Consider the following 23,445-nt stretch of genomic DNA (forward strand, 5'->3'; position numbering starts at 1 on the left):
ATACACTGATTTTAAATGATGATTCGAAGCGACTTGGTAAGCTCCGGGCAGGTTATCTGCGTTAAGTCTGGCAGCGGTTCAACGATCATCCGATGGTGGTTTCCGGCATTGCGTGTGTCTTTCTTGTGTTCGTATCCCAAGCTAAGCCGCATTCGTTCCGGTCAAGAAGGTGCTGCATGAACCTGATGGAATTGGAAGTCGAGCGTCAGTCGAACCCGGTCGATATGATCGAGTACGTTGCCTCCAACAACGACTGGTCGTTCGAGCGGTCCGGCGAGGACGAGATCGCGATGACGGTCGAGGGGCGCTGGGCGGACTATCATGTTTCCTTTTCCTGGATGGAGGAATTCGAGGCGCTGCATCTTGGCTGCGCTTTCGATATCAAAGTCCCCGACATCAGGGTCAACGAGGTGGTCAAGCTGCTCTCGGCGATCAACGGGCAGGTGCTGATGGGTCATTTCGACCTCTGGCGCCAGGAAGATGTCGTCATTTTCAGGCAGTCGCTGCTGCTCGCAGGCGGCGCGGAGCCGACCAATCGCCAGGTAGAGGTGCTGCTTTCCAGCGCGCTCGACACCTGCGAAGCCTATTTCCAGGCATTCCAGTTCGTTGTCTGGTCCGGCATGGACGCGGCGAAGGCGATGGAAGCCGTGCTGTTCGAAACGGTGGGCGAGGCATAAGATGCCGGCGAAGGCTTTCTCCTCGGCAAATCCCGTCGTACTGATCGGCGCCGGAAACATGGGCGGAGCCATGCTCTCCGGCTGGCTGAAGAGCGGCGTTCCGGGTTCGGCCGTCATCGTTGTGGATCCCGGCCCCTCGTCGGCGATGCTGGCGACGATCAAGGAAGCCGGTGCGACGCATCTGACCGCGGTCCCTGCGAAATTGAAGGCAAGCGTCTTGTTCCTCGCAGTCAAGCCGCAGGTGATGGAGACGGTGTTGCCTGATGTGAAGAGCGCCGTCGGGCCGGCGACGGTCGTCGTCTCGGTGGCAGCCGGCAAGACGCTCGGTTTTCTCGAAAAACATCTCGGCAAAGCCGCCATGGTGAGAGCCATGCCGAACACGCCGGCTATGGTCGGCCGCGGTGTGACCGGGGCCTTTGCCAATTCAGGAGTCAGCGATCCGCAGCGCAAACGCGTCCATGCCCTTCTCAGCGTCTCCGGCCCGGTCGAATGGGTGCCTGCGGAGGCCGATATCAATGCCGTGACGGCGCTTTCCGGCAGTGGCCCGGCTTATGTATTCTATCTCGTCGAATGTATGGCGGAGGCAGGCCGAAAGCTCGGCCTGCAGGCGGACCTCGCCATGCGTCTTGCGCGGGAAACGGTCGCGGGGGCTGGTGAACTCTTGCACCAGTCCCCCGACGATGCTTCGCGGCTGCGGCAGAATGTGACGTCTCCCGGCGGCACGACGGCGGCGGCGCTCGCCGTGCTGATGGCCGAGAACGGCATGCAGCCCCTGTTCGACGCAGCCCTTGCGGCGGCGCGCAAGCGGGCCGAGGAACTGGCCGGCTGAGGAAGAACCACATGGCGGAAGAGATCAGCTACGCCGATTTCGAGCGTGTCGACATCCGTATCGGTACGATCATCGAAGCGAGCCCTTTTCCGGAGGCGCGCAAGCCGGCTTTCAAGTTGCTCATCGATTTCGGCCCTGAGATCGGCATCAAGAAATCCTCGGCGCAAATCACCGTGCATTATACGCTGGAAAGCCTGATTGGCCGGCAGGTACTCGGCGTCGTCAACTTCCCGCCGCGGCAGATCGGGCCTTTTCGTTCGGAAGTGCTGACGCTGGGATTCGAGGACGAGAATGGCGCGATCGTGCTTGCGGCGGTCGAACAGCCGGTGCCGAACGGCAGGAAGATGATGTGAGCATGGGCTCACACCATTTTGCCGGGTGCCTGATGTGTCTGCATCGGATGCTCAACGAGGCCTGATCTCCTGCAGATACGGATTGCTTCGCCTTTCGTCGCCGATGCGGCTGCCGGGCCCATGGCCGCAGATAAAGCCGACGTCGTCGCCAAGCGGCAGGACCTTGTCGCGGATCGAATCCAACAGCTGCTGATGATTGCCGCCCGGCAGGTCGGTGCGGCCGATCGAGCCGTTGAAGAGCACGTCGCCGAGATGGGCGAAATTCTGTGCGCGGTTGAAATAGATCACGTGGCCGGGGGCATGGCCGGGCGTGTGATAGACCTCGAATTCGTGGGCGCCGAAGGAGACCGTGTCGCCGTTCTTCAGCCAGCGGTCCGGCAGAACATTGCGCAATCCTGATATGCCGTACGTCGTGGCCTGGGTCTCGATGCGCTGCAGCAGCGGCAGGTCGTCCTGATGCGGGCCGACTATGTCGACGCCGAGGGCTTCCTTCAACTCCCCGGCGCCGCCGGCATGGTCGAGATGACCGTGCGTCAGCCAGATTTCCTTGATGGTCAGGCCGCTTTTCTCGATCGCCTGAAGGATGAGCGGCACGTCGCCGCCCGGATCTACGACGACGCCTTCCTGGGTATCGGGATCGAAGAAGACCGTGCAGTTCTGCTGAAAGGGTGTCACCGGAATGATGCCGGCCTGGAGCATGCCCATAAGTGCCTCGCTTGGGTGTCTGGGGTGCTGAGGGTATAGTCCGAAACGGCAGCGAGGACAGCCGAAATCTTCTGCTTTTGACGCGTGTTTCACGGCAGAAAGACCGACTGCAACACAAGTTTATAGGTCTCTTCCGCCGTTCAGCGCGTCGACGAAATCAAATTTTATTCTGGCTTTTCAATTGCTTGTGGAAGCGTATCTGCAGGGGGCGTTTTGCCGGGGTGGGCCGCGTGGGAACATCGTGGAACGCCGCGCGTTGTCCGGCCATCGAAACCAAGGAGATACGCTCACATGACCTTGAAGAGAAACATCCTGTTGGTTGGAGCCGTGCTCCTGGCGAGCGGCGGTCTGGCGCAGGCGGAGATGGTGGCCACCACGGTCAACGATCTCAACGTCCGCGCAGGTCCGGGTCCGCAATATCCGGCGGTCGGCCTTGCCACCCGCGGTTCGACCGCGGTGCTTGACGGCTGTATCGAAGGCAGCCGCTGGTGCCGTGTCGACGTCAACGGCATGCGCGGCTGGGTCTATGCGGACTATCTGCAGATGGACTACGGCGGCAACCAGGTTATCGTCGAGCAGCATCGCGCCGAGATCGGCGTTCCCGTCGTGACCTACGAGTCGACCGCCAGCGTTGTCCCGGCCGACCCGCAACCGGCGCCGGGCGATGAATTGATCGGTCCGGTTGGAGCCGTCGAAACGATCACGCCGCCGGAGACGGTGCGGACCTACATCGAGACCAATCCGACCGAGACGGTCCGGCTTGGCGGCGATGTGGTCGTCGGCGCGGAAGTGCCTGCCGACGTGACTTTCCAGACGATTCCGGACTATGAATATCGCTACACAAGGATCAACGACCGGCCCGTTCTGGTCGATCCAGGGACGCGTCGGATCGTCTACGTCTATCAGTAAGATCATCGGCAACTACCGAGGCGGTCGGCAGGCCGCCTGGTCCGGGCAATCCTCCCCGCCTTAATCCCGCAAGGGTTGACTTTCCTAGCTTTCTTTCTTTATTTGACAAAATGCTAATATTCTGAGGGTTCGGCATCTCAGAGACCGGCGTTACTTGCGCGGCCAAACTGGTGAGGACACATTCGCTGAAATCAGCCAGTTCCTCCGGCAGGATCGCGCGCGCTCGATGCCAAGCGATCCCAAACCTTCTCCGGCGCTTCACCCGCCATACCTGTTGATTGTTGTCCCCATTACGTTTTATCCACAGACGCTAGGGGAATTACTATTGCGTCGGAAGTTCCGGGCGGACCTTGGTTTCCAAAGAAGTGCCAGGGAAATTGAGAAGCCGGGCGGGCTCCCACCAAAGTTCAGCAAAGCTACTAGTCGCGTAAATTTATGTCAATAATACTGACCTATCTTTGCGGAAGTTTCCCGCAGCATGCGGAACGAGAAAGGAAATGCCGAGTGTCACGACAGACCGGTCCCAAAGCAGGCAAGCCGGAGCCGTTGGCCACGCCGATGGAGGATACAGGCGGTATCGATTTCGAGATCATCGAACTATTCTTCTTCGCCTATCGCGACTTCGTTTCTGATCCTGACGCCATCCTCGAAAAGAGCGGCTTCGGACGGGCGCATCACCGCGTCGTGCATTTCGTCAACCGCAATCCGGGCATGACGGTTGCTGATCTTCTCGACACACTGAAGATCACCAAGCAGAGTCTTGCAAGGGTGCTGAAACAGCTGATCGATTCGGGCTATATTCGCCAGGTGGCCGGTCCCGAGGATCGGCGGCAGCGCAAGCTTTATCCGACGAAGTCGGGGCGCGAGCTGGCGCTTGCCCTTGCAGAGCCGCAATCGCGCCGCATTGAGCGGGCATTCGAAGGAGCCTCTGCGCAGGTGCGGGAGGGCGTGAAGGCCTTCCTCAGAGGCATGCGGGACAGAAAGAAGGCGGATTGAATGGCGGTCAAGACAGGTATTTCCGACGATGCGGCGCATCTGCTGGTGGTCGACGATGACTCTCGCATCCGCGCGCTGCTCAATCGTTATCTCGCGGAGAACGGCTTTCGCGTCACTGTCGCGGCCGACGGCGCCGAGGCGCAGCGCAAACTTGCCGGTCTCGATTTCGATCTCATCATCATGGATGTGATGATGCCGGGCGAATCCGGCATCGACGTCACCCGCGGGCTTCGAGCCATCAAGAACGTGCCGATCATCATGCTGACGGCGCTGGCGGAATCGGGCAACCGCATCGAAGGCCTCGAGGCCGGCGCCGACGACTATCTCTCCAAACCCTTCGATCCGCGCGAGCTGGTCCTGCGCATCAACAATATCCTGCGCCGCAACGCCAACGGTGAGGGGCTGAAGATCGAACAGGTCATGTTCGGACCCTATACTTTCTCCTTGACCCGCAAGGAGTTAAAGAAAGCCAGCGAGGTGATCCGGCTTACCGATCGCGAGCAGGAAATCATGCTGCTCTTTGCGCGGCGCGCCGGTGACACCATCCCCCGCCACGAGCTGATCGGCAATGACACCGAGGTCGGCGAGCGGACGATCGATGTGCAGATCAACCGGCTCAGGCGCAAGATCGAGGAGGATCCGGCCAACCCCGTCTGGCTGCAGACGGTGCGCGGCATCGGATACAGGCTGAGCATCGACTAGATTTAAGAAGTGGAGCATGATGCCGATGACGTTCACACTTTCCCGCATCGTGCTCTGAACGGCCGGGACCGACGATGGTGACAATGGACAGTTTGCGGCGGGAAGACCGCGCTCCGGCGGCGGGCTGGCGCTGGATCGTCCGCTGGCTGCGGCGCCGATTGCCGACCGGACTCTACGCGCGCTCGCTGCTGATCATCATCATCCCGATGGTGCTGCTGCAATCCGTCGTCGCCGCCGTCTTCATGGAGCGTCACTGGCAAATGGTGACCGAGCGGCTGTCGCTCGCCGTCACCCGAGACATCGCCGCGATCATCGAGATCGTCGAGACCTATCCGCAGAATTCGGACTATAACGAGATCATCCGCATTGCGCGCGATCAGCTCAACCTGCAGATTTCGATCGAGCCGGACGGCGATCTGCCGCCGCCGCGCGTCAAGCCGTTCTTCTCGATCCTCGATGGCATTCTCAGCGATGAGATCACCGACGAAATTCACCGGCCTTTCTGGATCGACACGGTCGGCAACTCGAATCTCGTCGAAATCCGCATCAAGCTCGAGAACAAGATCCTGCGGGTGCTGGCCAAACGCAGCCAGACCTATGCCTCCAACACCCATATCTTCATCGTCTGGATGGTCGGCACGTCGCTGGTGCTGATCGGCATTTCGATCCTCTTCCTGCGCGGGCAGATCCGGCCGATCCTGATGCTGGCGCGGGCTGCCGAAAGCTTCGGCAAAGGGCAGAAGCCCGACAATTTCTATCCGCGCGGCGCCGACGAGGTCAGGCGCGCCGGCCTTGCCTTCATTCTGATGCGTGAACGCATCGAGCGGCAGATCGAGCAGCGGACGGCGATGCTTTCCGGCGTCAGCCACGATCTGCGCACCATTCTCACCCGCTTCAAGCTGCAACTGGCGCTCGCCGGCGACAATCCCGACCTGCATGGCCTAAACGACGACGTCAATGATATGCAGACGATGCTGGAGGCCTACATGGCCTTCGCCCGCGGCGAGGTCGAAGAGGATGTCGGCGAGCTGAAGCTCAGCGAGATCTTCGCCAAGCTGGAATCCGACTTCGTCCTGCATCGTAAAACGTTCAGCTATTCGATCGAGGGCGACGACGACATTTCCGTCAGACCGAATGCGTTCACGCGTCTCGTCACCAACCTTGCCTCGAACGCGCGCCGTTATGCCAATAGGCTCGACATCGAGGCCAAGCACAATGCCAAGTGGCTGACTGTTATCTTCGACGATGACGGGCCGGGCATTCCGGAGAAGAATCGCGAGGACGTGTTCAAGCCGTTCTTCCGGCTGGATGCGGCCCGCAACCTGGATGCATCAGGCACCGGCCTCGGTCTGGCGATCGCCCGCGATATTGCCCGCAGCCATGGCGGCAACGTCACGCTCGGCGACAGCCCGCTCGGGGGCTTACGGGCAACGATCCGTATTCCGGCCTAATTGTCCGTTGCCGTCAGCTTCACGGCCTTGCGCGAATCGAACTCATCCAGGCGCTCCACGATCCAACGCCAGAGAGTGACGACCTGCATGAGGAGGTCGCGGCCAAGCGGCGTCAATTCATATTCAACGCGCGGTGGAATCTCGGGATAGAGGGTGCGAATAATGAGGCCGTCGCTTTCGAGGGTGCGCAGCGTCTGCGTCAGCACTTTCTGGCTGATGCCCTCGATCCGCTCCATGAGGCGCGAGAAGCGTAAGGGCGCGCCGGCATCCGATAGTGCGTGCAGGATGCGCAGTGGCCATTTCGCCGCCGCCCGTTCTATCAAGGCGCGCGCCCGTGCATCCTGCTCTTCGGTCATGTTGCAGCAGAAATCGAATATGTCGCCGGCCACTTCAGTTACCTCGAGGTGTGTATAGATCATTCTGGTACCTTCTTTCGATCGGGAACAATAGGACCTACATGCTCGGGGAACCAATCAAGGAGAGGTTTCCGATGTCGAAGGTGTGGTTGATTACAGGCAGTTCGCGTGGTCTCGGCCGGGCGCTGGCGGAGGCGGTTCTGGCCGCCGGCGACAATCTATTGGCGACGGCGCGCGATCCTGCCCGGCTTGCGGATCTTTCCGGACAATATGGCAATCAGGTGCTGACGCTGGCGCTCGACGTGACCGACGAGGAAGCGGCAGCTGCCGCGGTGGAAGCTGGCGTGAAGCGGTTCGGCCGTATCGACGTGCTTGTCAACAATGCCGGCTACGGCAATGTCAGTCCGATCGAGGATACCAGCCTCGCCGATTTCCGAGCCCAGGTCGAGACCAACCTCTTCGGTACTGTTATCATGACCAAGGCGGTGATCGCCCTGATGCGCGAACAGGGTGCGGGCCATATCATCCAGTTCTCATCCGTCGGCGGCCGTATCGGACCGGCCGGACGTGGCGCCTATTCGGCAGCCAAATTTGCCGTCGAGGGCTTTTCGGAGGTGTTGTCGAAGGAAGTCGCGCCATTCGGCATCAAGGTGACAGTGGTCGAACCCGGCGGTTTCAGAACTGATTTCGCCGGTGCCTCGACGGTGCTGGCCGAGGGGCGCGCGGACTATGCGGAAACGGTCGGCGCCACGGTGCGCTTCCAGCGTGAATATGACGGCCGTCAACCTGGCGATCCTGCCAAAGCGGCCGCCGTCGTCATTCACATTGCCGGTCTCGACCAACCGCCGCTCCGGTTGCTGCTCGGCAGTGATGCTGTGCGCAATGTCGAGAAGTCGGATGCGGCACGCATCGAGGCCGATCGGGTATGGCGCGCGGTCAGCGTCTCGACCGATTTCGAGTCGGATGCCGAGTTGCGGGCGATGCCCTGGGAGAAGAAGGCGGGCTGAACGAGGCAAAAACAAAAGCGCCGCTGGAGAGCGGCGCTTCGCGATGACGTGTTGGCAGATCAGCCGGCGGTGCAGAAGTGGCTGCGGCCATCATTGCCGATATAGGTGCCGCTGCGCGGATCGAAGGAGCGGTAGCGGTAAGAGCAGTAACGCTCCCATTGCGGCGACCAGGGCTCCACAGCCGTGCGGACGGGCGCATAGTAGCGCGGCTGCTCGACATAGCGCGGCTCTTCAACGTAGACGCGGCGCGGGGCGCGGTAGACGGGAGCGGGTTCATAGTAATCCGGCTCGTACGGCGGGTCGATGTAGCGAGGTTCATCGTAAACAGGGCCGTTATTGGCATTCGCGATAGCCGAGCCGACGATCAGGCCCGTCGCAAGCCCGACGGCGCCGCCAACCAGCGCGTCATTCCGGCGCCAATGGCGATCTCGGGCCGATGCCTCGCCGATGGCGGAGAGGGTGAGTGCGGCAGCCGTTGCCGTCAGCAAAAGAGTTTTGGCGAGCCTGTTCATAAGCGTGATACCCTAATTCCGGGAACCGAATGTCGGTTCCTTTCTCGATGACAACATTCCTACAAATCCGCAGCTGAACGAAGGCTGAACGACAAAACCCGGCATTGCTGCCGGGCTTCAACTCGAATTCGACAGCCTTGTTAAGGGCTCAGCCGGCAATCTGCAGATTGACGGCCTTGGGGCCCTTGCCGCGGCGATCCGGCTCCGTGTCGAAGCTTACCTTCTGGTTTTCCGTCAAACCGGCCAGCCCGGAGGCCTGTACGGCAGAAATGTGAACGAAGATGTCGGCGCCGCCCCGGTCCGGCTTGATGAAGCCGAAGCCCTTGTCGGTATTGAAGAATTTTACAGTCCCAGTCTCGGCCATGCGTCAGGTCCTTTTCTCTCTGCCCGCCATCCACACGGGCAGCATCATAGCATTGCCTCCTTGCGGGAGGCGTTGGCAGGCAAGTCTTGAAATGTGAGAAAAAGGTCCCCTCTACCTCGGCCTGCTCCAAACAGGACTTTCGCCTGTCTTTTTCGGAACCGGCTGACCGGAATATTAGCGTTCCCGGCGCGCAAATACTTAAGGACTTCCCATGCTCGCAAAATGCCCGAACGCGCCGAGAGTGCTGCGTTTAAGGGATTTTGGCAAGCAAAAGTTTTTTAACGTGTCCTTGCGGGCACACTGCAGCCGACATCTGGTTTACGCAAAAACGCAAAATTTCCGCCGCGAATGGGAGATGATTAACGATTTATATCGCCCGCAATGTAAGTTTCGGGCAGATTTTGCCAAAAATGCAACGTAAACGGGCTTTCGGGATCCGTTGAAATTTTTTTCAAATCCGGCATCCACCCATATTTGGACGCATGTTCAGATGGCCGGCAGGCGGCGACGAACAAAGCCGGGGACGATCTCGACTACAAGCATAGCGATAAACATTAGCGCACAACCTGTATATCCCATAGCCGGCATCGACTCACCGAGAATCAGGGCTGCGAGCGATGCGCCGAAGAGCGCTTCGGATGATAGGAAAATTGCCGCCTGCGACGGCGTCGTGTAGCGCTGGGCGATCACCTGCAGGACGAAGGCCAGACCGGACGAGAAGATGCCGACATAAAGGATCTCAGGTCCTGCGGCCCAAATCGCCGAAAGGCTGATCGGTTCGACCGCCGCGGCAATGGCCAGCGCGCAGACCGTGGTGACGGCAAATTGCGTGGCGGCCAGCGCGAGCGGCCTTCCACTCTCGGAGACGGTCGTGCCGGCAAGGGTGATCTGGATCGCCCAGAAGACGGCGCAGACCACGGTCAGGAGATCGCCTGAGGTGAGCGCCGAGAGCTGACCGCCGGACAGGAGATAGATGCCGGCGAGCGCCGTCAGCGCACCCGGCCAGATGATCCAATGCGGGGCACGGCGCAGGAAGAACACGGCAATGAGCGGCACGAAGACGACATAGAGGCCGGTGATGAAGCTGGAATTCGTTACCGTCGTCGTCTGCAGGCCGACCTGCTGGGTGGCGGCACCGCTGAAAAGGGCAAGACCCGTGAGGACGTAGAGCCTGGCATGGCGCGCGCTGGTCTTCACCTCTGCTTTGCGCGCTTCCAGAAGAACGAAAGGCAAGACGGCCAATGTGGCGACGGCAAAACGCAAGGCGATGAACCAGAAGGGGCCGATCGCCTTCATCGCCGTCGACTGCGCGACGAAGCCGCCGCCCCAGATGGCGGCGGCAAGCAACAGGAGGAGGTTCGCCTGAATGCGCGTCATGTCGTCCTCGAGGGGGAAGGGAGATCTGTCCGAGCGGTTAGCAGTTGCGGTTCCTCCAGGCAAGCACGAAGACTTTGACGGGTCGATCTATTACCTTAACCGCAAAGCAGATCACGTGACTGTGGAGCGAAGGATCGCAACCGTAGTAATGCCGGCCGATTGCTGATTTTGTACATGATCAAGCCAGCATCATGGGCGGATAACGGGAGCGCGTATTTTATGGGTGGAAAATATTTGAAGTTCATTGTGCTGTGCGGACTTTTGGCACTTGCCACAGAACCAGCGGATGCCCGCGATGCTGTAAAAAGCGGAACTGTAGAGCGCAGTGGTTCGAAGTTCAGCTATCTCGTTACCGCTTCAGGTCCGAACAGCCGCAGAATTGAAGTCACTCATAACGGGAAGAAATACACAGGCCCGCTGGCCGAAATGTCTTTTCGTGACCGGCATTTGCAGGTTTTCGAGATGGTGGCGATTTTGATCAAGGACAGCTGCCGGAACGGTGTTTCCTCGCTCGGAAATATTTGGTTGAGCAAGGATCCGGAGCAAGACAAGGATCCCGACGCCAGGCATTCTCAGTACTTCATCTGGGAATATAGCTGTAAGTAGACGCTTGAGCCTGGCGAGATCTCAACCATTGTTGGCTTGCGCCCGCGAGACCCTGAGCAGCGCGCCGTCGTCCTCGTCCGTCACCATCAGCAGCGCGCCGTCGGGCGCCACGATGACGTCGCGGATGCGGCCGTAATCGCCTTCGAACAAGCGCTCTTCGGCGACGAAGGCGCCGCTCTCGTCGCGCTGCATGCGTGAGAGTAGCTGGAATTTCAGCGCCGCGACGAGGAAGTCGCCGTCCCATTCCGGGAACATGGCGCCGCGATAGACGGCGAGCGCGCCGGGCGCGATCGAAGGATCCCAATAGTGCAGCGGCTGCTCCAGCCCTCTTTTGGCGGTGCCTTCGCCGATCTCGGCGCCCGAATAGTCACGGCCGTAGGTGATGATCGGCCAGCCATAATTCTTGCCCGCTTCGATCCGATTGATCTCGTCGCCGCCGCGTGCGCCATGCTCGACGGTATAAAGCTTGCCGACCTTGGCATCGAAAGAGATGCCCTGCGGGTTCCGGTGGCCCTTCGACCAGATCTCTGGCAGCGCCTTGCCGCCGTCCTTGAACGGATTGTCGGCGGGGATGCTGCCGTCGGCATTGATGTGGACGATCGAGCCGGCATCGTCCTGCCAGTCCTGCGAGCGGTCGCGGTCGCCGCGGTCGCCGACGCTGATGAACAGTGTGCCGTCACGGGCGACCGCGATGCGCGCGCCATATTGAATGTTGCCCGATGTGAAGCGCTTCATGGTGAAAATCGGCGTCACCGCCTCAAGCGTCTTTTCGTCGGCGGACAGCGTCGCGCTGAAGGCCTCGGTCCCGGAGCCCTGCCTGTTGGCGATGGCGGCGGTGAAATAGAGCTTTCTGCTCGTGGCAAAGTCCGTGGCAAGCGCCACGTCCATAAGACCGCCCTGGCCGCGGGCATTCACTTTGGGCACGTTGCCGATCGGCTTGGAAAGCTTGCCATTGCGAATGATACGCATGCGGCCCGGCCGCTCGGTGACGAGATAGGCGCCGTCAGGCAACACTTCGACCGCCCAGGGGTGTTCGAGACCATCGGCCAGTTTTTCGACGCGAACCGCAGGACCTTGCGTGTTGACGGAATCGGCCGCATTGGCCGGTGTGGCGCCGAACAGAACCAGCGCCGCGGCGAAATGGAAGGCGGATATTCTCGTCATTTGCTTCCCCGTCGTCTCTCCATCCGGAACGTGGAGGGGCAGGGCAGAGCTTCAAGCCTCAGTCTGTCTGTAATAACGGCTTTGTGTTTGCCGGTTGAACGGAGCCGATCGCGCTACCATCGACTAGTTCGGCTTCGAGGATGTAGCGCAGCGGCCCGCGTTCCGTCGCATCGAAGGGCCAGCAGGTGGTCAGTACGAGGCGGCGGCCATCGGAGGAGGGGTCGATGCCGCTCGCGTCCCAGGGGGCAATGCGGCCTTCGCCGGCTTTGAAGGTCAATAGCTTGCCGTCGCGGCGGGTAACTTCGATCGTATCGCCTGGCCTTATATATTGCAGCCAGCGGAAATGGGTGTCGCGATGGGCGGCGATGATGGAGGTGCCTTCGTCGCCCGGCTGCGGTGTATTGGCGAGCCAGGCGGGACCGAAGGCGAGCGCTTCGCCGGAGGCGCCGGAAAGCACGATCACCTCCTTGCCGAGGCGCGGCGCACGCACCCTGGCTTCCGTGGTGAAATCGGCCCCGGGCCAGGGTTTCGTCTCCTTGCCGCTCAGTTCGGCGGCAAAAGCACGCTTCAGCAGGACTTGCGAGATTTCCGCCTTCGCCTTCAGCAGAAAACCGTCGCCGATCAGCGCAAGGCCGTAGAAGGCGAGACCGGCAATGGCGAAGGCGATCGTCTTTTCGATCGGCGAAAGACGCCAGAGGAAGAAACCCTTTCTCCTTCGCGCCTTCGGCATGTCGTGGGCCGTGGCGGCGGCCATGGCGAGTTCCAGATAGGTCGGAAGTGGCTCGAATTCGGCCGCTTCCTCATTGTTGCTAGACACCATCGCGCTTGGCTCCGGCCGTGACGAGACCCTTGAGGCGGCGGCGCCAGATGGCGAGCCCACTCGCCGCCGCCATCGCCAGCAGCAGCATGGTGAGCCCGCGCATGATCTGCTCGTCGGCGCGTGTCGCCGTCTGCGGCAGGTTCACGGTCGAGCTCTTCTGCGCGATCAGCGTGGCGGCTTTCGCCGTCGGCGCCGCGGCGATCAAGTTGGCGATCTCGGGCGATGCAGCGAGATCCTGCGTTGCGGCTGCCGCCCGTTGCGGTTCGGCGCTTCCGTCAGGCGTGGCCGCGCCGTGGCGTTCGGCGCCGCCAGACGGGACGGCATTTTCGCCGAAGACCTTTGCGAAGTCCCAGCCTTCCGGCAGGTTGACCGGCAGCTTCGCCGAGCCGAGCGGTTCGGTTACCGGCCGCGACGGAGTGACGTCGACGGCGACCAGACTGGTGACGCGCGAGACGAGGTGGTGGGCGAGCGCCACCGTCTCAATGTTCTTGTCGAGTGCGGCGGGATCCTGGCGCTCATAGGCGCGGGCCTCGAAATCCTCGATTTTGCGTCGCGCCCAGAGCTTGGAAATGCCGTTGCCGTCTGCGGCATTAGCGATATCCATCTCGACGCGCCAGGGCTGGTTGCCTGTCTTGCCGACGATCTGCAGCTTTCCGGTAGGCTTTTCCTGCGGCAATTCCGCCGTCAGAACGACGGGCTCGCCGCTATAGAGGTCGGGCATCGGGTTCGGCGTGATATCCTCGGCTTCGATGCCTTCGAAGGTCGCGGCGATATCGGTCATTGCGGGGTTCTGCAGCTTGGCGAAGAGTTCGCTCATGCGGCTTGCCACCTGATCGGTCGAGCCGATCTGGGTGAAGGTGCCGCGGCCGACCTCGGCGGCTTTGGTCATGAAATAAGTGTTCGGCGCCGAGCCGATGCCGACGGTGAAGACGCGGGCATCGCCGCGGTTTGTGGTGATTTCCTGGAAGAGCTGTTGTTCGTTGCCGATCGCGCCATCCGTCAGGAATACGACCTGGCGCAGCGATCCGCTTGCGACCGGGCCTTGGTTGCGAAGCGCATCCTCGAGCGCCGGCAGCATTTCCGTGCCGCCATCGGCGGTCAGGCCCCTGACGTAAGCGATGGCCTTTTCGCGATTATCAGGCGTAGCAGCGACGAGACCGTTGAAATAATCGGTCATGGTGTCGTCGAAACGGATGACGTTGAAACGGTCGCCGGGGTTCAGCCTGGAGATGGCAAGTGCCAGGCTCTGCTTTGCCTGCTCGATCGACTGGCCGGACATGGAGCCGGAATTGTCGATGACGAAGACCACCTCGCGTTTCGGCGGCGCCGCCGCATCCGGTGCCGTGGGCGGGGTGACGAAAGCGAGCAGATAGGTCTTGCCATCAATGACTTCGCGGAAGAGGCCCGCGCTCGGCATATTGCCGGGGGCTGCCTTCCAGGTGAGCTCGAAATCCTTGTCGGCGGGTACAGCATCGCCCTTCAGTCTGATCGTCCTTGAGTGGTCGCCATCCTGCCGGATATCGATCTCGTGGAAGGACGACTTCACGTCACCGAGCGGGAAGCCGGCCTTGAGATTGACGGTCAGCGAGATCGGATTGATTTTGGCATTCTCGCGCGGATCGAGCACCGGGGCTTCGATCTTCTCACGATTTTCCACCGGGTCGCTCGGTGTCGCGAAGCCGGCGCCGTTGTTGAATTCGACGGTCTGGACGATCGGCGCCGGATTGTAGCGCGGCGCGACGACCATCGGGAAACGCAGCGAGAATTCGCCGCCGGACTGGTGGACGGTCTGCTGATATTCGATCTGCACGACGATCTCTTCGCCGGGGCCGATATTGGCGACCTGGTTGGTGAAGATGTTTGGCCGCTGCTGTTCGAGCAGCGCCGTCTTCTTGCCCTCGGCCTTGGCCTGCTCGTAGATCTCTCGGGCCTCCTGGCGCGGCTTGATCTGGCCTTCGACGAAGCGTTCGCCGATCTGCATTTTCAGCGCGTCGACGGCGGAATTGTCCGGCAGCGGGAAGACGTAGGTGCCCTCGACCCAGCCCTGGCTCGGGTTCCGGAAACGTTGGGTGACCTTCACCCTGGCGATCGGGCCGGAGACATCGATTGCGACGTCGGTCTTCAGCCGCGGCGCTTCGACATAGAAGCCCGGTTCCTTCGACGGGAAGAGCAGCGAGCTGTTGTTGACGTCGTTCGGCCGCACAAGCGCCGCGAGCTGGCCGGATGCCTGCCGCGTCTCGGCGCGGGCGGTGGAGGCCAGCCCCAGCATCGCGGCGATGCAGGCGACAAAGGCGGTGACGGCGACAAGACATGAAATGGAGATCCGGCGCATGCGCATGCGCCCGATGGCGAACTCATCTTCCAGAAACATTGGCCTACCCTCAATAACCAATTTTGGATGAGCGAATGATGCAGCTTCGATCTCGGCGCGCTCGCGACCGAATTGCGGCGGCGTGCGGCATTTGTTGCGGCTTATTCGTGGCGATGACGAAATCCGACGATCTCTCTGATTTCAAAAGACGAAAAACAGAATCGTCGTCACGGCGAAAGCACCGCGATCGAGCCATGTCCTGTCCAAAGCCCATGGCCTCAGACTGTCGCGACGTTCATGGACGGGTGATTCTGTAGACCAGCAAATCGTTCGAATCCACAAGCTTGGTTGCCGTCTTGTCCAGATAATCGATGACGCCAACATGATGCTCGACGAACCGCCGATTCTGCTGGTCGGTGGCGTTCTTGGCAACGCCGAACAGATCCGCGCCTTGCGCGCGCAGTTCGTCGAGCTGCGCGATCGCAGTGGCCTCATCCGCGACGAATGTCGACCAATCGGCGTCGCCTCCGCCCGGTGGGAACACCCAGCCGCGCGCCCTGCTGTAGTAGACTGCGACGGGGTCGCCGACGTCGGGCGCGATGGCGACGACGAGATCGCCCGGTTGCGTCAACCGCGCCAGTTCCTCGCCAAGCAGTTTGCCCTTCGTGGCGACGGGCTTCTTCATCGTCCTGACGAGGGGCAGGGTCGACCAGGCAAGCGCCACGGCCACGATGCAGATGGCGCGGAGCGCCACAGCCGGCTTTAGAACTGTTCTCGAGGAAAGCGTTGCCAGGAGAAGCGCGCCGCGGCCGCAGAATATCGCGAGCGGCACATGGAAGATGTGGAAGTTCCAAACATTGGCGGTGATTTCGCCCGCCGCCGCCAGATAGAGGATCATCGCCGCTGCCATCCATACATAGGGAATGGTTGAAAGTGCGCGTTGCTTCAGGTCTTCGACGGATCTCGGCGGTATCCACAAGCCGACCGCCGACAGCATCAAGAATGGATAGCCGTAGAACCACAAGACCGCCGTGTTCCACGCGGATTTGAAATAAAACCTGTTCTTGACGTATGCCCAAAATCCGTGATCCCAGATGTAGCCGCCGCTGCCGGCGATATGATATGGCGGATAGTTGCGGCCGAGATAAATGGCCCAGCTGTAATAAGAGGCGATGATGGCTAGGCTTAAAAGCCCCCAAACGAAGACCACGGTTGCCTGCTTCTGCTTCTTCTCTAGAATCCAGCAAACCATCAAATAAAAGACGACGGCCCCCGCGACGAGGCCTGGCGGCTTTGACAGTGCGCCGAGCGAGACGCTCGCCGTGGCGAGCGGCAAGAGCCAGCCGCTGCCGCCGGCCCAGTACTTGACGAACAGCCAGACGCCAAGCGTCGCCAGGGCCAGCATTGCCGGATCGGGAAGAAACGAGCTGTCGATCATGATCGCCGCCGGCATCAGCGCGTAGGCAAGCGCCGCCGCATGGGCGTGCATCTCGCCCCAGCATAGCGCGGTGACCCTATGCAGCGAAAACACCGTCACCAGACCGAAGAAAGCCGCTACCACGCGGCCGAACCAGTCGTGCCAGCCGAAGAGCTGGTAGAGCAGGGCTGTGACATAGCTGATGATCTGGAACTCGCGGCCCTGATAACTTGGCCCGGGCCCGGTCCAGCTGACCTCCGGAAAGAAGATGTTCCAGCTGCGCTGCTGGAAATTGTCCGCCATCATCGCGGTGCTGATCTCGCGCCAGCTGAAACCGTCGACCAGCGGCAAGGTGATCTTGTGGAACCTGAAGACGATGGCAATAAACAGGATCCCGAGCAAAATCGCCGTATGGAGGCTCAGATAGTTGCGGGCAGCCATGTTCCGGCCGGTGGCCTGCTGCTGGTATTGCTGTCCCTCTGGCTGGTTCAATTCCCGGACGTCCGCCATTCTAACCGTGCCCTCCCTGACGCCCGATACGCGCCGCCATTGGATCGGGAGGAAGATTAGGCTGAGCTAAATCCCGCCGCAAGCGCACTTGGCTGCGGAACGGTTCCACCGTTCGCTGCAAGCCTCGCCGAAATGGAAAGCGGGCCAGCCCGCCGGCGCGGCCAAACGATGAATAAGAATCATTGCCCCCATCACGCCTTTGTCCTTGAAATGCCGTCATACATTGGACATAGAGCTAACCGCAGAACTCCGGTCCCGGCTTTCTGCCCGTTTCAACCAATAGGACCGATATCATGGCCTTCCTTGCCGATGCTCTTTCCCGTGTGAAGCCTTCTGCCACCATCGCCGTCTCCCAGAAAGCGCGTGAGCTGAAAGCGAAAGGACGCGACGTAATTGGCCTTGGCGCAGGCGAGCCGGATTTCGATACGCCAGACAATATCAAGAAGGCTGCCATCGACGCGATCAACCGCGGCGAGACGAAGTATACGCCGGTTTCCGGCATCCCCGAGCTGCGCAAGGCGATCGCCGCCAAGTTCAAGCGCGAGAACGGCCTTGAATATTCCTGGGAACAGACGATCGTCGGCACCGGCGGCAAGCAGATCCTGTTCAACGCCTTCATGGCGACGCTGAACCCGGGCGATGAGGTCGTCATCCCGGCGCCTTACTGGGTGTCCTATCCGGAGATGGTGGCGCTCTGCGGCGGCACGCCGGTGTTCGTTTCGGCTACCCAGGAGCATAACTTCAAGCTCCAGCCCGCCGATCTCGAAAAGGCGATCACGCCGAAGACGAAGTGGTTCATCTTCAACTCTCCGTCCAACCCGACGGGCGCGGCCTATACGCATGCCGAGCTGAAGGCGCTGACCGATGTGCTGATGAAGCATCCGCATGTCTGGGTGCTGACGGACGACATGTATGAGCACCTGACCTATGGCGACTTCAAATTCGTCACGCCCGTCGAAGTCGAGCCGAAGCTCTACGACCGCACGCTGACGATGAACGGCGTTTCCAAGGCCTATGCCATGACCGGCTGGCGTATCGGTTATGCCGCCGGGCCGATCCAGCTCATCAAGGCGATGGACATGATCCAGGGTCAGCAGACCTCGGGTGCGACGTCGATCGCCCAATGGGCGGCTGTCGAGGCGCTGAACGGCACGCAGGATTTCATCCCCGAGAACAAGAAGATTTTCGAAGGCCGCCGCGACCTCGTCGTCTCCATGCTGAACCAGGCCAAGGGCATCGTCTGCCCGGTGCCGGAAGGCGCCTTTTACGTTTATCCGTCCTGCGCCGGCCTGATCGGCAAGACGGCGCCGTCGGGCAAGGTCATCGAGACAGATGAGGATTTCGTTTCCGAGCTTCTGGAATCGGAAGGCGTCGCCGTCGTTCACGGCTCGGCCTTCGGTCTTGGCCCTAACTTCCGCATCTCCTATGCGACATCGGAAGATCTGCTCGAGGAAGCCTGCCGGCGCATCCAGCGCTTCTGTGGCGCCTGCAAATAAACTGATTGCCGCAATGTCGATCGAAGGCCCGCTGGCGATGGCGGGCCTTTTGTCTGCAGTGGCGTTGACGATGTAGCTTCATGTGGCTACATTTGAGTTATGAAGACCGTTTCAATCCGCGACGCGAAGAACCGCCTGACCGAGCTTGCCCGCGAGGTCGAGGCAGGCGAAACCGTTGTCGTGACGCGCAACGGCCGGCCAGCGTTCGACCTCGTGCCGCATCAGAAACGCGGCGGTTTGAATCTGGAGGCTGGTGAGGCCTACCTCCGTTCCAAGGGTATCACGAGGACGGAGATGTATATTGCCGACGATTTCGACGATCCTTTGCCGGAAGATTTCCTTCTCAAGCCGCTGCCGTGACCATGCGTGTGCTGCTTGATACGCATATGGTGATCGCTATCGCGCAGAAGAAGCTGACCGAACGCTTTCCGCGTGTCGAGCAGTTGCTTTCAGACGGCGTCACCAGCGGCTTAGTCAGTGTCGCCAGTCTTTGGGAAATCGCCATCAAGACAAGACTTGGCAAATTGCAGCCGGGATTGCCGCTTGAGACCATTCCCATCTATCTACGGGAAGCCGGATTGACGATCCTGCCTGTTGATATCCCACACGTCATCACCACCGCCGACCCCGAGCCGGAGACGCGAGATCCCTTTGATCGGCTGCTGTTGGCGCAGTGCAAGGTGGAAGGCTTGCAACTCGCCACCGTCGACCGGCTGCTCGTTGATCATCCTCTGGCATTGCGCCTATAGCTCACCTCCTGATTCAACGCGTTGCCGCATTGAATCCGCTTCGCCTCGCAAGTCGTTGAATTCCGATTCAAAACGTGACGCGGAGTGCCGGTGGGGCGGGTGATCTGCGGTTGCGGGCGGCCGCCAAACCAACTAGATATCCGGCATCAAGTTCAATTTGCCGCTTCGGGGGGGCCTGATTTTGCAGCAGAGTGCCGTCATCGTCTGTTCTGACGTTAACATGCTCCCGGCCGCCTGCTGCACTCTGCTTTCCGTCAAGCGCAATCTTACAAATGCTGATGTAGAGTTCCTGCTTCTCGGCATCGACCTCAAGCCGCACGAGGTCGCCGAGGTCGATAATTTTGGGCGGCTTCACGGCATGGCGATCAGGGTATTGCCCTATAAGACGCCAGATACCGGCCTCCAGGCGCGGGGCCGCTGGTCCGCCGCCACGCTGGCGCGGCTCTATATGGATTGGGATATACCGGACCATATCGAGCGCCTGCTTTACCTCGATGCCGACGTGCTCGCGGTGGCTTCCGTCGACGAGCTCTTCACGCGGGATCTCCAAGGCAAGGCGCTCGCCGCCGTCGACGACTACGTCATGGCCTTTCCTGAGAAGGCCGGGGCACGGCAGCGCAAGATCGGCATGGGCGAGGGCGGTCGCTACTTCAATGCCGGCGTGCTGCTGTTCGACTGGTCGGCCTGCCGGGCGAGGGGGCTTTTCGCCAGGACCCGGGAAATCTTCGAGGAGCGGTCGCATCTGTTCGAGAATAACGACCAGGATGCGTTGAACGTCACTTTCGACCGCGACTGGCTGGTGCTCGATCCGCGCTGGAATACACAGACGGGCCTGCTGCCTTTCGTCGATCGGCCGGCTATCTTTCATTTTACCGGCCGCAAGAAGCCGTGGCAGGCGAACGTCCCCTGGGTGCACCGGCGGATGGCCAAGCACTATGCCGAAGATCTTCGCAACACACCCTGGACGTCCTTCTGCAGGCAGCCGTCGATGACGGATCGAGTGGCGGGCTTCCTCTCGCATGTGGGAAAGCAGATCGGCGGGCTGACGCGGCTTGCCCGGATGCGCGCCTATTTCAGCAACAGCTAGTCGGGCGGACGGAGCGCGTCGTCCTTGGAAAGTGCATGTGAGGCGATATGGAAGCAATCCCCAGCGATAACAAGGCTACGACCGCTCCGGATGGCGGCTTCAATTTCCTGACGCCGGAAGCGTGGAAGGCGCTGTTGTCGGGCTATTCTCATATCGTGTTGGTAGCAAACAGCGAGGCGGTTGACCTCGAACGGCTGCGGAGCGAATTGCCGGAGACGGCGCTCTACGTCTTCTTCAACAAGGTCTATAAGGTGCTCGACGAACCCTTCGTCGGCCATTCCATGCTGGTTGCCCGCAGCGACGTGATGGGTGCCCATATCGTCCACCGGCGCGAGGCGGCAGATGTCTTGCGTTTCTTTGGCGGCGACGATTTTCTCGGCGTCGTCAACATCCGGGTCTCCGTCGAGGAAAATTTCAGCGAAAAGAGCTGCTTTGAAGGCGCTAAGGCCCGTCACCTTGATCTGACGCAAATGCTCGCCGATCTTTATCCGATCGGCAAGATCGCGACGAGCGGCTTTGCGGTAGCGTTGTGGCTCGCCGATCTGCAGTTGCCGGGCAAGATCCTGCTTGCCGGCTTTTCGGCGAAGCGGAGCGAGAAGTGGAAGGTGTTCGACGTGCACGATTGGACGTTCGAGCAGATTTTCCTGCGTCTCTTTGCGCGTATGGGTTCGATCTCGATGATGGGCGGCGTCGATGCCAGCCCCTATTCGGCGCTTGCCAAACGGTTTCCTGAGGTGCCGCCGATCGAGATCGCGATGACTGCGGTTGAGGTCTTGTCGGAGCGGCTCGACAATACTAACAGCCAGATCGACAGGCTGATGTCCGTCACCAAATTCATCCGCGCCGTCGACAATTTCTTTCGGCGGTTTAAACCGAAAACCCGCAAGCAGCGTTTTCTCGAAAAGTCGAATAGATGACTGTCGCAGGCCGTTGCCAACAGGCGTGGGTGGCCAAGAAAGCTGTTGCCGATACTGGCGATCAAGGGTGGACAATGGAACAACAGAACGTCCGAATTTTTGTGGGATTCGATCCCAAGGAAGTGGTCGCCTACCACGTTCTCGTGCAGAGCATCATCGAGAAGTCGTCGATCCCGGTCGAGTTCTCGCCCATTGCGCTCTCCAATCTTGGCAGGATTTTCACCCGCCAGCGCAACGCGCTGCAATCCACGGAGTTCTCCTTCTCGCGTTTCCTGACGCCCTATCTGAGCGGTTACGAGGGCTGGAGCATCTTCATGGATTGCGACATGCTGATGCGTGCCGATATCGCCGAGCTTTGGGCATTGCGCAACGAGCGTTACGCCGTCATGTGCGTCAAACACGATTACCGGCCGAAGATCGACACCAAATTCCTCGGTCAGACGCAGACCAAGTACGAAAAGAAGAACTGGTCGAGCCTCATTCTCTTCAACAATGACGAATGCCGCGCGCTGACGCCCGACTACGTCAATACCGCGACCGGGCTGCAACTGCATCAGTTCAAATGGCTGGAGAATGAAGACCTCATCGGCGAATTACCGGTGACGTGGAATTACCTCGTCAATGAATACGACTACCGCGAAGACGCCAAGAACGTCCATTTCACCGATGGCGGGCCGTATTTCGAGGAATACAAGAACGACGATTACGCCGAGGAATGGTTCGCAGCCCGTGAACGCCTGCTCTTCGCCCAACAGCCCGCCTAAACAGAGTGTTCCTTCCCTTCCTCCGCGGGGAGGGAGCCCTCAGAGCCCCAGAGCCGTCAGCATGACGAAGGTGGCGAAGAGGATGAAATGTGTCATGCCCTCGATGGCGTTTGTCTCGCCGTCATTGAGGTTGATCGCCGCGGCAATCAAGGTGATCGTCACCATCACCGTCTGCACCGGGGTCATCGCCATGATGAAGGGCTGGCCGGTATAGAGCGCGATCGCTTCCATCACGGGCACCGTCAGGATCACCGTCGATAGCGAGGCGCCCATGGCGATGTTGACGGTTGCCTGCATCCGGTTCTTGAGCGCCGCTCGCAAAGCGGTCAGGATTTCGGGGGCGGCCGAAATCGCCGCGACGACGACGGCCGTTACCGCGATCGGCGCGCCGCTGTCGCGCAAGCCTTCGGTCATGAAGGCCGACATGAATTCCGCCAGCAGGCCGATGATGACGACGCCGACGAGGATGGTGGCGATCGAGACGGCGGCCGGTCCGTTGATGCCGTGTTCGTCGCGACTTTCCTTCTTCCGCTCGGAGCGCGGGTAGCTGTAGCTGAAGAAATAGCTGTGCTGGCCGACCTGCATGCGCAGGAAGAGGCCGTAGAGAGCGATCATCGCGACGATGGTGAAGGCGGAGTAATAATGCCACCGATCTCGCGGCACGAATTCCGGCACGATCATCGAAATGCCCATGGCGGTGAGGATCATCACGCCATAGGTCTTGCCCGAATTGTCGTTGTAGGGCTGCTCCCCGTGCTTGAGGCCACCCAGAAGGGCAGCGAGGCCGAGGATGCCGTTGATATCGAGCATGAGGGCCGAATAGATCGTGTCGCGCACCAGCGTTGGAGAGCTTTCGCCGCTCATCATGATGGCGAGAATGATGACTTCGACGGCGAGGGCCGAAAGTGTCAGGATCATCGTGCCGTAGGGATCGCCGACTTTGACGGCGAGCAGTTCGGCATGATAGGCGACGCGGATCGAAGCGAGCACGATGGTGGCGACGAGTGCTGCGGCGGCGATGAGCGCCAGGCCGCGCCCCATCTCCATGACTGTATGCTCCAGAAGATAGGCGGTCACCGCGACGACGAGTGCAGTGACCAGAAACCTCTCCTCTTTAAGGCGTGACGCGATGCCCAAATCTCAGCTCCCGTTGCGATTCACGCCTTTTAACTAAGTCACTGATTTCGGATGGGAAGCACGCGGCTGCACTCTGCTATTTGCAGTCTTCGGCGTTTAATGGAATACTGACGCCATCGGGGCCGGAAAGCAGATCGCGGCGTCCTCGAATTCTCGTCACGCGGCCGCGATGATCCGGACCCTGTCCGGAAGCATGCGCATGCGCAACAAGATGATGAGGAGACGGATG

25 protein-coding genes are annotated in these 23,445 nt (G+C 60.6%); 15 read left to right on the forward strand and 10 right to left on the reverse strand.

The annotated features are described in order from the left end of the window. The first annotated feature begins 176 nt into the window (after positions 1-176). Genes QWJ46_RS02485 through QWJ46_RS02495 form a run of 3 tightly spaced genes read left to right on the forward strand, consistent with a single transcriptional unit; the run spans position 177 to position 1,859 of the window. Entirely contained in the window at positions 177-677 is a 501-nt protein-coding gene (locus tag QWJ46_RS02485; RefSeq protein WP_004680153.1) for a YbjN domain-containing protein, read from the forward strand. A gap of 1 nt (position 678) precedes the next feature. Further along, positions 679-1,506 carry a pyrroline-5-carboxylate reductase gene (proC, locus tag QWJ46_RS02490; protein WP_302748850.1) on the forward strand — a complete coding sequence of 276 codons (828 nt, stop codon included), beginning with the start codon at positions 679-681 and terminating at the stop codon, positions 1,504-1,506. Positions 1,507-1,517: 11 nt separating this feature from the next. Next, complete coding sequence (locus QWJ46_RS02495) at positions 1,518-1,859, forward strand: tRNA-binding protein (RefSeq protein ID WP_302748851.1); 342 nt, start codon at positions 1,518-1,520, stop codon at positions 1,857-1,859. A gap of 51 nt (positions 1,860-1,910) precedes the next feature. On the opposite strand, the gene QWJ46_RS02500 is transcribed toward QWJ46_RS02495, so the two are convergent. Beyond that, positions 1,911-2,564 carry an MBL fold metallo-hydrolase gene (locus QWJ46_RS02500; RefSeq protein ID WP_302748852.1) on the reverse strand — a complete coding sequence of 218 codons (654 nt, stop codon included), beginning with the start codon at positions 2,562-2,564 and terminating at the stop codon, positions 1,911-1,913. Between the two features lie 291 nt (positions 2,565-2,855). Between QWJ46_RS02500 and QWJ46_RS02505 the strand changes: the two genes are divergently transcribed. The 4 genes from QWJ46_RS02505 to QWJ46_RS02520 all read left to right on the forward strand — a co-directional run bounded on the left by QWJ46_RS02505 (position 2,856) and on the right by QWJ46_RS02520 (position 6,622). After that, positions 2,856-3,473 carry a DUF1236 domain-containing protein gene (locus tag QWJ46_RS02505; protein ID WP_184454189.1) on the forward strand — a complete coding sequence of 206 codons (618 nt, stop codon included), beginning with the start codon at positions 2,856-2,858 and terminating at the stop codon, positions 3,471-3,473. 504 nt (positions 3,474-3,977) lie between these two features. After that, positions 3,978-4,469 carry a MarR family winged helix-turn-helix transcriptional regulator gene (locus tag QWJ46_RS02510; RefSeq protein ID WP_064804038.1) on the forward strand — a complete coding sequence of 164 codons (492 nt, stop codon included), beginning with the start codon at positions 3,978-3,980 and terminating at the stop codon, positions 4,467-4,469. Then, positions 4,470-5,171 carry a response regulator gene (locus QWJ46_RS02515; RefSeq protein WP_011426251.1) on the forward strand — a complete coding sequence of 234 codons (702 nt, stop codon included), beginning with the start codon at positions 4,470-4,472 and terminating at the stop codon, positions 5,169-5,171. It abuts the gene before it with no gap. A gap of 74 nt (positions 5,172-5,245) precedes the next feature. After that, positions 5,246-6,622: an ATP-binding protein gene (locus QWJ46_RS02520; RefSeq protein ID WP_184454191.1), complete on the forward strand. Its 1,377-nt coding sequence runs from the start codon at positions 5,246-5,248 to the stop codon at positions 6,620-6,622. Here the strand turns inward: QWJ46_RS02520 and QWJ46_RS02525 are convergent. Beyond that, positions 6,619-7,041, reverse strand: a complete 423-nt coding sequence (locus tag QWJ46_RS02525; protein WP_085778894.1) for a helix-turn-helix domain-containing protein — start codon at positions 7,039-7,041, stop codon at positions 6,619-6,621. The two genes, QWJ46_RS02520 and QWJ46_RS02525, sit on opposite strands and share 4 nt — an antisense overlap. A 71-nt stretch (positions 7,042-7,112) precedes the next feature. Here QWJ46_RS02525 and QWJ46_RS02530 point away from each other — a divergent pair, with 71 nt between their 5' ends. Further along, a complete protein-coding gene (locus QWJ46_RS02530; RefSeq protein ID WP_302748853.1) occupies positions 7,113-7,985 on the forward strand; it encodes an oxidoreductase in 873 nt (290 codons plus the stop codon). 59 nt (positions 7,986-8,044) lie between these two features. Here QWJ46_RS02530 and QWJ46_RS02535 read toward each other — a convergent pair whose 3' ends face one another. The 3 genes from QWJ46_RS02535 to QWJ46_RS02545 all read right to left on the reverse strand — a co-directional run bounded on the left by QWJ46_RS02535 (position 8,045) and on the right by QWJ46_RS02545 (position 10,238). Further along, a complete protein-coding gene (locus QWJ46_RS02535; protein ID WP_011426247.1) occupies positions 8,045-8,497 on the reverse strand; it encodes a BA14K family protein in 453 nt (150 codons plus the stop codon). 148 nt (positions 8,498-8,645) lie between these two features. Beyond that, positions 8,646-8,861, reverse strand: coding sequence for a cold-shock protein (locus tag QWJ46_RS02540; protein WP_003561293.1), 216 nt, complete (start codon positions 8,859-8,861; stop codon positions 8,646-8,648). A 486-nt stretch (positions 8,862-9,347) separates the two neighbouring features. Continuing rightward, entirely contained in the window at positions 9,348-10,238 is an 891-nt protein-coding gene (locus QWJ46_RS02545) for a DMT family transporter (RefSeq protein ID WP_184454195.1), read from the reverse strand. A 174-nt stretch (positions 10,239-10,412) separates the two neighbouring features. Between QWJ46_RS02545 and QWJ46_RS02550 the strand changes: the two genes are divergently transcribed. Next, positions 10,413-10,844, forward strand: a complete 432-nt coding sequence (locus tag QWJ46_RS02550) for a hypothetical protein (protein WP_302748854.1) — start codon at positions 10,413-10,415, stop codon at positions 10,842-10,844. A gap of 21 nt (positions 10,845-10,865) precedes the next feature. Here the strand turns inward: QWJ46_RS02550 and QWJ46_RS02555 are convergent, their stop codons facing one another. The 4 genes from QWJ46_RS02555 to QWJ46_RS02570 all read right to left on the reverse strand — a co-directional run bounded on the left by QWJ46_RS02555 (position 10,866) and on the right by QWJ46_RS02570 (position 17,066). After that, positions 10,866-12,008 carry a PQQ-dependent sugar dehydrogenase gene (locus tag QWJ46_RS02555; RefSeq protein WP_302748855.1) on the reverse strand — a complete coding sequence of 381 codons (1,143 nt, stop codon included), beginning with the start codon at positions 12,006-12,008 and terminating at the stop codon, positions 10,866-10,868. A gap of 58 nt (positions 12,009-12,066) precedes the next feature. Next, positions 12,067-12,828 (reverse strand): class GN sortase, encoded by a 762-nt coding sequence (locus QWJ46_RS02560; RefSeq protein WP_302748856.1) that lies wholly within the window; start codon positions 12,826-12,828, stop codon positions 12,067-12,069. Continuing rightward, complete coding sequence (locus tag QWJ46_RS02565) at positions 12,818-15,199, reverse strand: marine proteobacterial sortase target protein (protein ID WP_302748857.1); 2,382 nt, start codon at positions 15,197-15,199, stop codon at positions 12,818-12,820. The genes QWJ46_RS02560 and QWJ46_RS02565 overlap by 11 nt, the downstream gene beginning before the upstream one ends. A 235-nt stretch (positions 15,200-15,434) precedes the next feature. Then, entirely contained in the window at positions 15,435-17,066 is a 1,632-nt protein-coding gene (locus QWJ46_RS02570) for a glycosyltransferase family 39 protein (RefSeq protein ID WP_302748858.1), read from the reverse strand. Positions 17,067-17,359: 293 nt separating this feature from the next. Between QWJ46_RS02570 and QWJ46_RS02575 the strand changes: the two genes are divergently transcribed. The 6 genes from QWJ46_RS02575 (at position 17,360) to QWJ46_RS02600 (ending at position 22,079) form a co-directional block, all read left to right on the forward strand. After that, positions 17,360-18,562 (forward strand): pyridoxal phosphate-dependent aminotransferase, encoded by a 1,203-nt coding sequence (locus tag QWJ46_RS02575; RefSeq protein WP_302748859.1) that lies wholly within the window; start codon positions 17,360-17,362, stop codon positions 18,560-18,562. A 99-nt stretch (positions 18,563-18,661) separates the two neighbouring features. Further along, positions 18,662-18,922, forward strand: coding sequence for a type II toxin-antitoxin system Phd/YefM family antitoxin (locus QWJ46_RS02580; protein WP_302748860.1), 261 nt, complete (start codon positions 18,662-18,664; stop codon positions 18,920-18,922). Between the two features lie 2 nt (positions 18,923-18,924). Then, on the forward strand, positions 18,925-19,311 hold the full coding sequence (locus tag QWJ46_RS02585) for a type II toxin-antitoxin system VapC family toxin (RefSeq protein WP_302748906.1): 387 nt from the start codon (positions 18,925-18,927) through the stop codon (positions 19,309-19,311). Positions 19,312-19,492: 181 nt separating this feature from the next. Further along, positions 19,493-20,398: a glycosyltransferase family 8 protein gene (locus QWJ46_RS02590; RefSeq protein ID WP_368046067.1), complete on the forward strand. Its 906-nt coding sequence runs from the start codon at positions 19,493-19,495 to the stop codon at positions 20,396-20,398. 47 nt (positions 20,399-20,445) lie between these two features. Further along, complete coding sequence (locus QWJ46_RS02595; protein WP_302748862.1) at positions 20,446-21,315, forward strand: 3-deoxy-manno-octulosonate cytidylyltransferase; 870 nt, start codon at positions 20,446-20,448, stop codon at positions 21,313-21,315. A 74-nt stretch (positions 21,316-21,389) separates the two neighbouring features. After that, the gene (locus QWJ46_RS02600; RefSeq protein WP_302748863.1) at positions 21,390-22,079 is read left to right on the forward strand and encodes a glycosyltransferase; all 690 of its coding nucleotides are present in this window, start codon (positions 21,390-21,392) and stop codon (positions 22,077-22,079) included. A 39-nt stretch (positions 22,080-22,118) separates the two neighbouring features. On the opposite strand, the gene QWJ46_RS02605 is transcribed toward QWJ46_RS02600, so the two are convergent. Further along, positions 22,119-23,216: a calcium:proton antiporter gene (locus tag QWJ46_RS02605; RefSeq protein ID WP_184454213.1), complete on the reverse strand. Its 1,098-nt coding sequence runs from the start codon at positions 23,214-23,216 to the stop codon at positions 22,119-22,121. Positions 23,217-23,445 lie beyond the last annotated feature (229 nt).

The sequence above is a fragment of the Rhizobium sp. CBN3 genome, from assembly GCF_030518245.1.
Lineage (GTDB): Bacteria > Pseudomonadota > Alphaproteobacteria > Rhizobiales > Rhizobiaceae > Rhizobium > Rhizobium aethiopicum_A.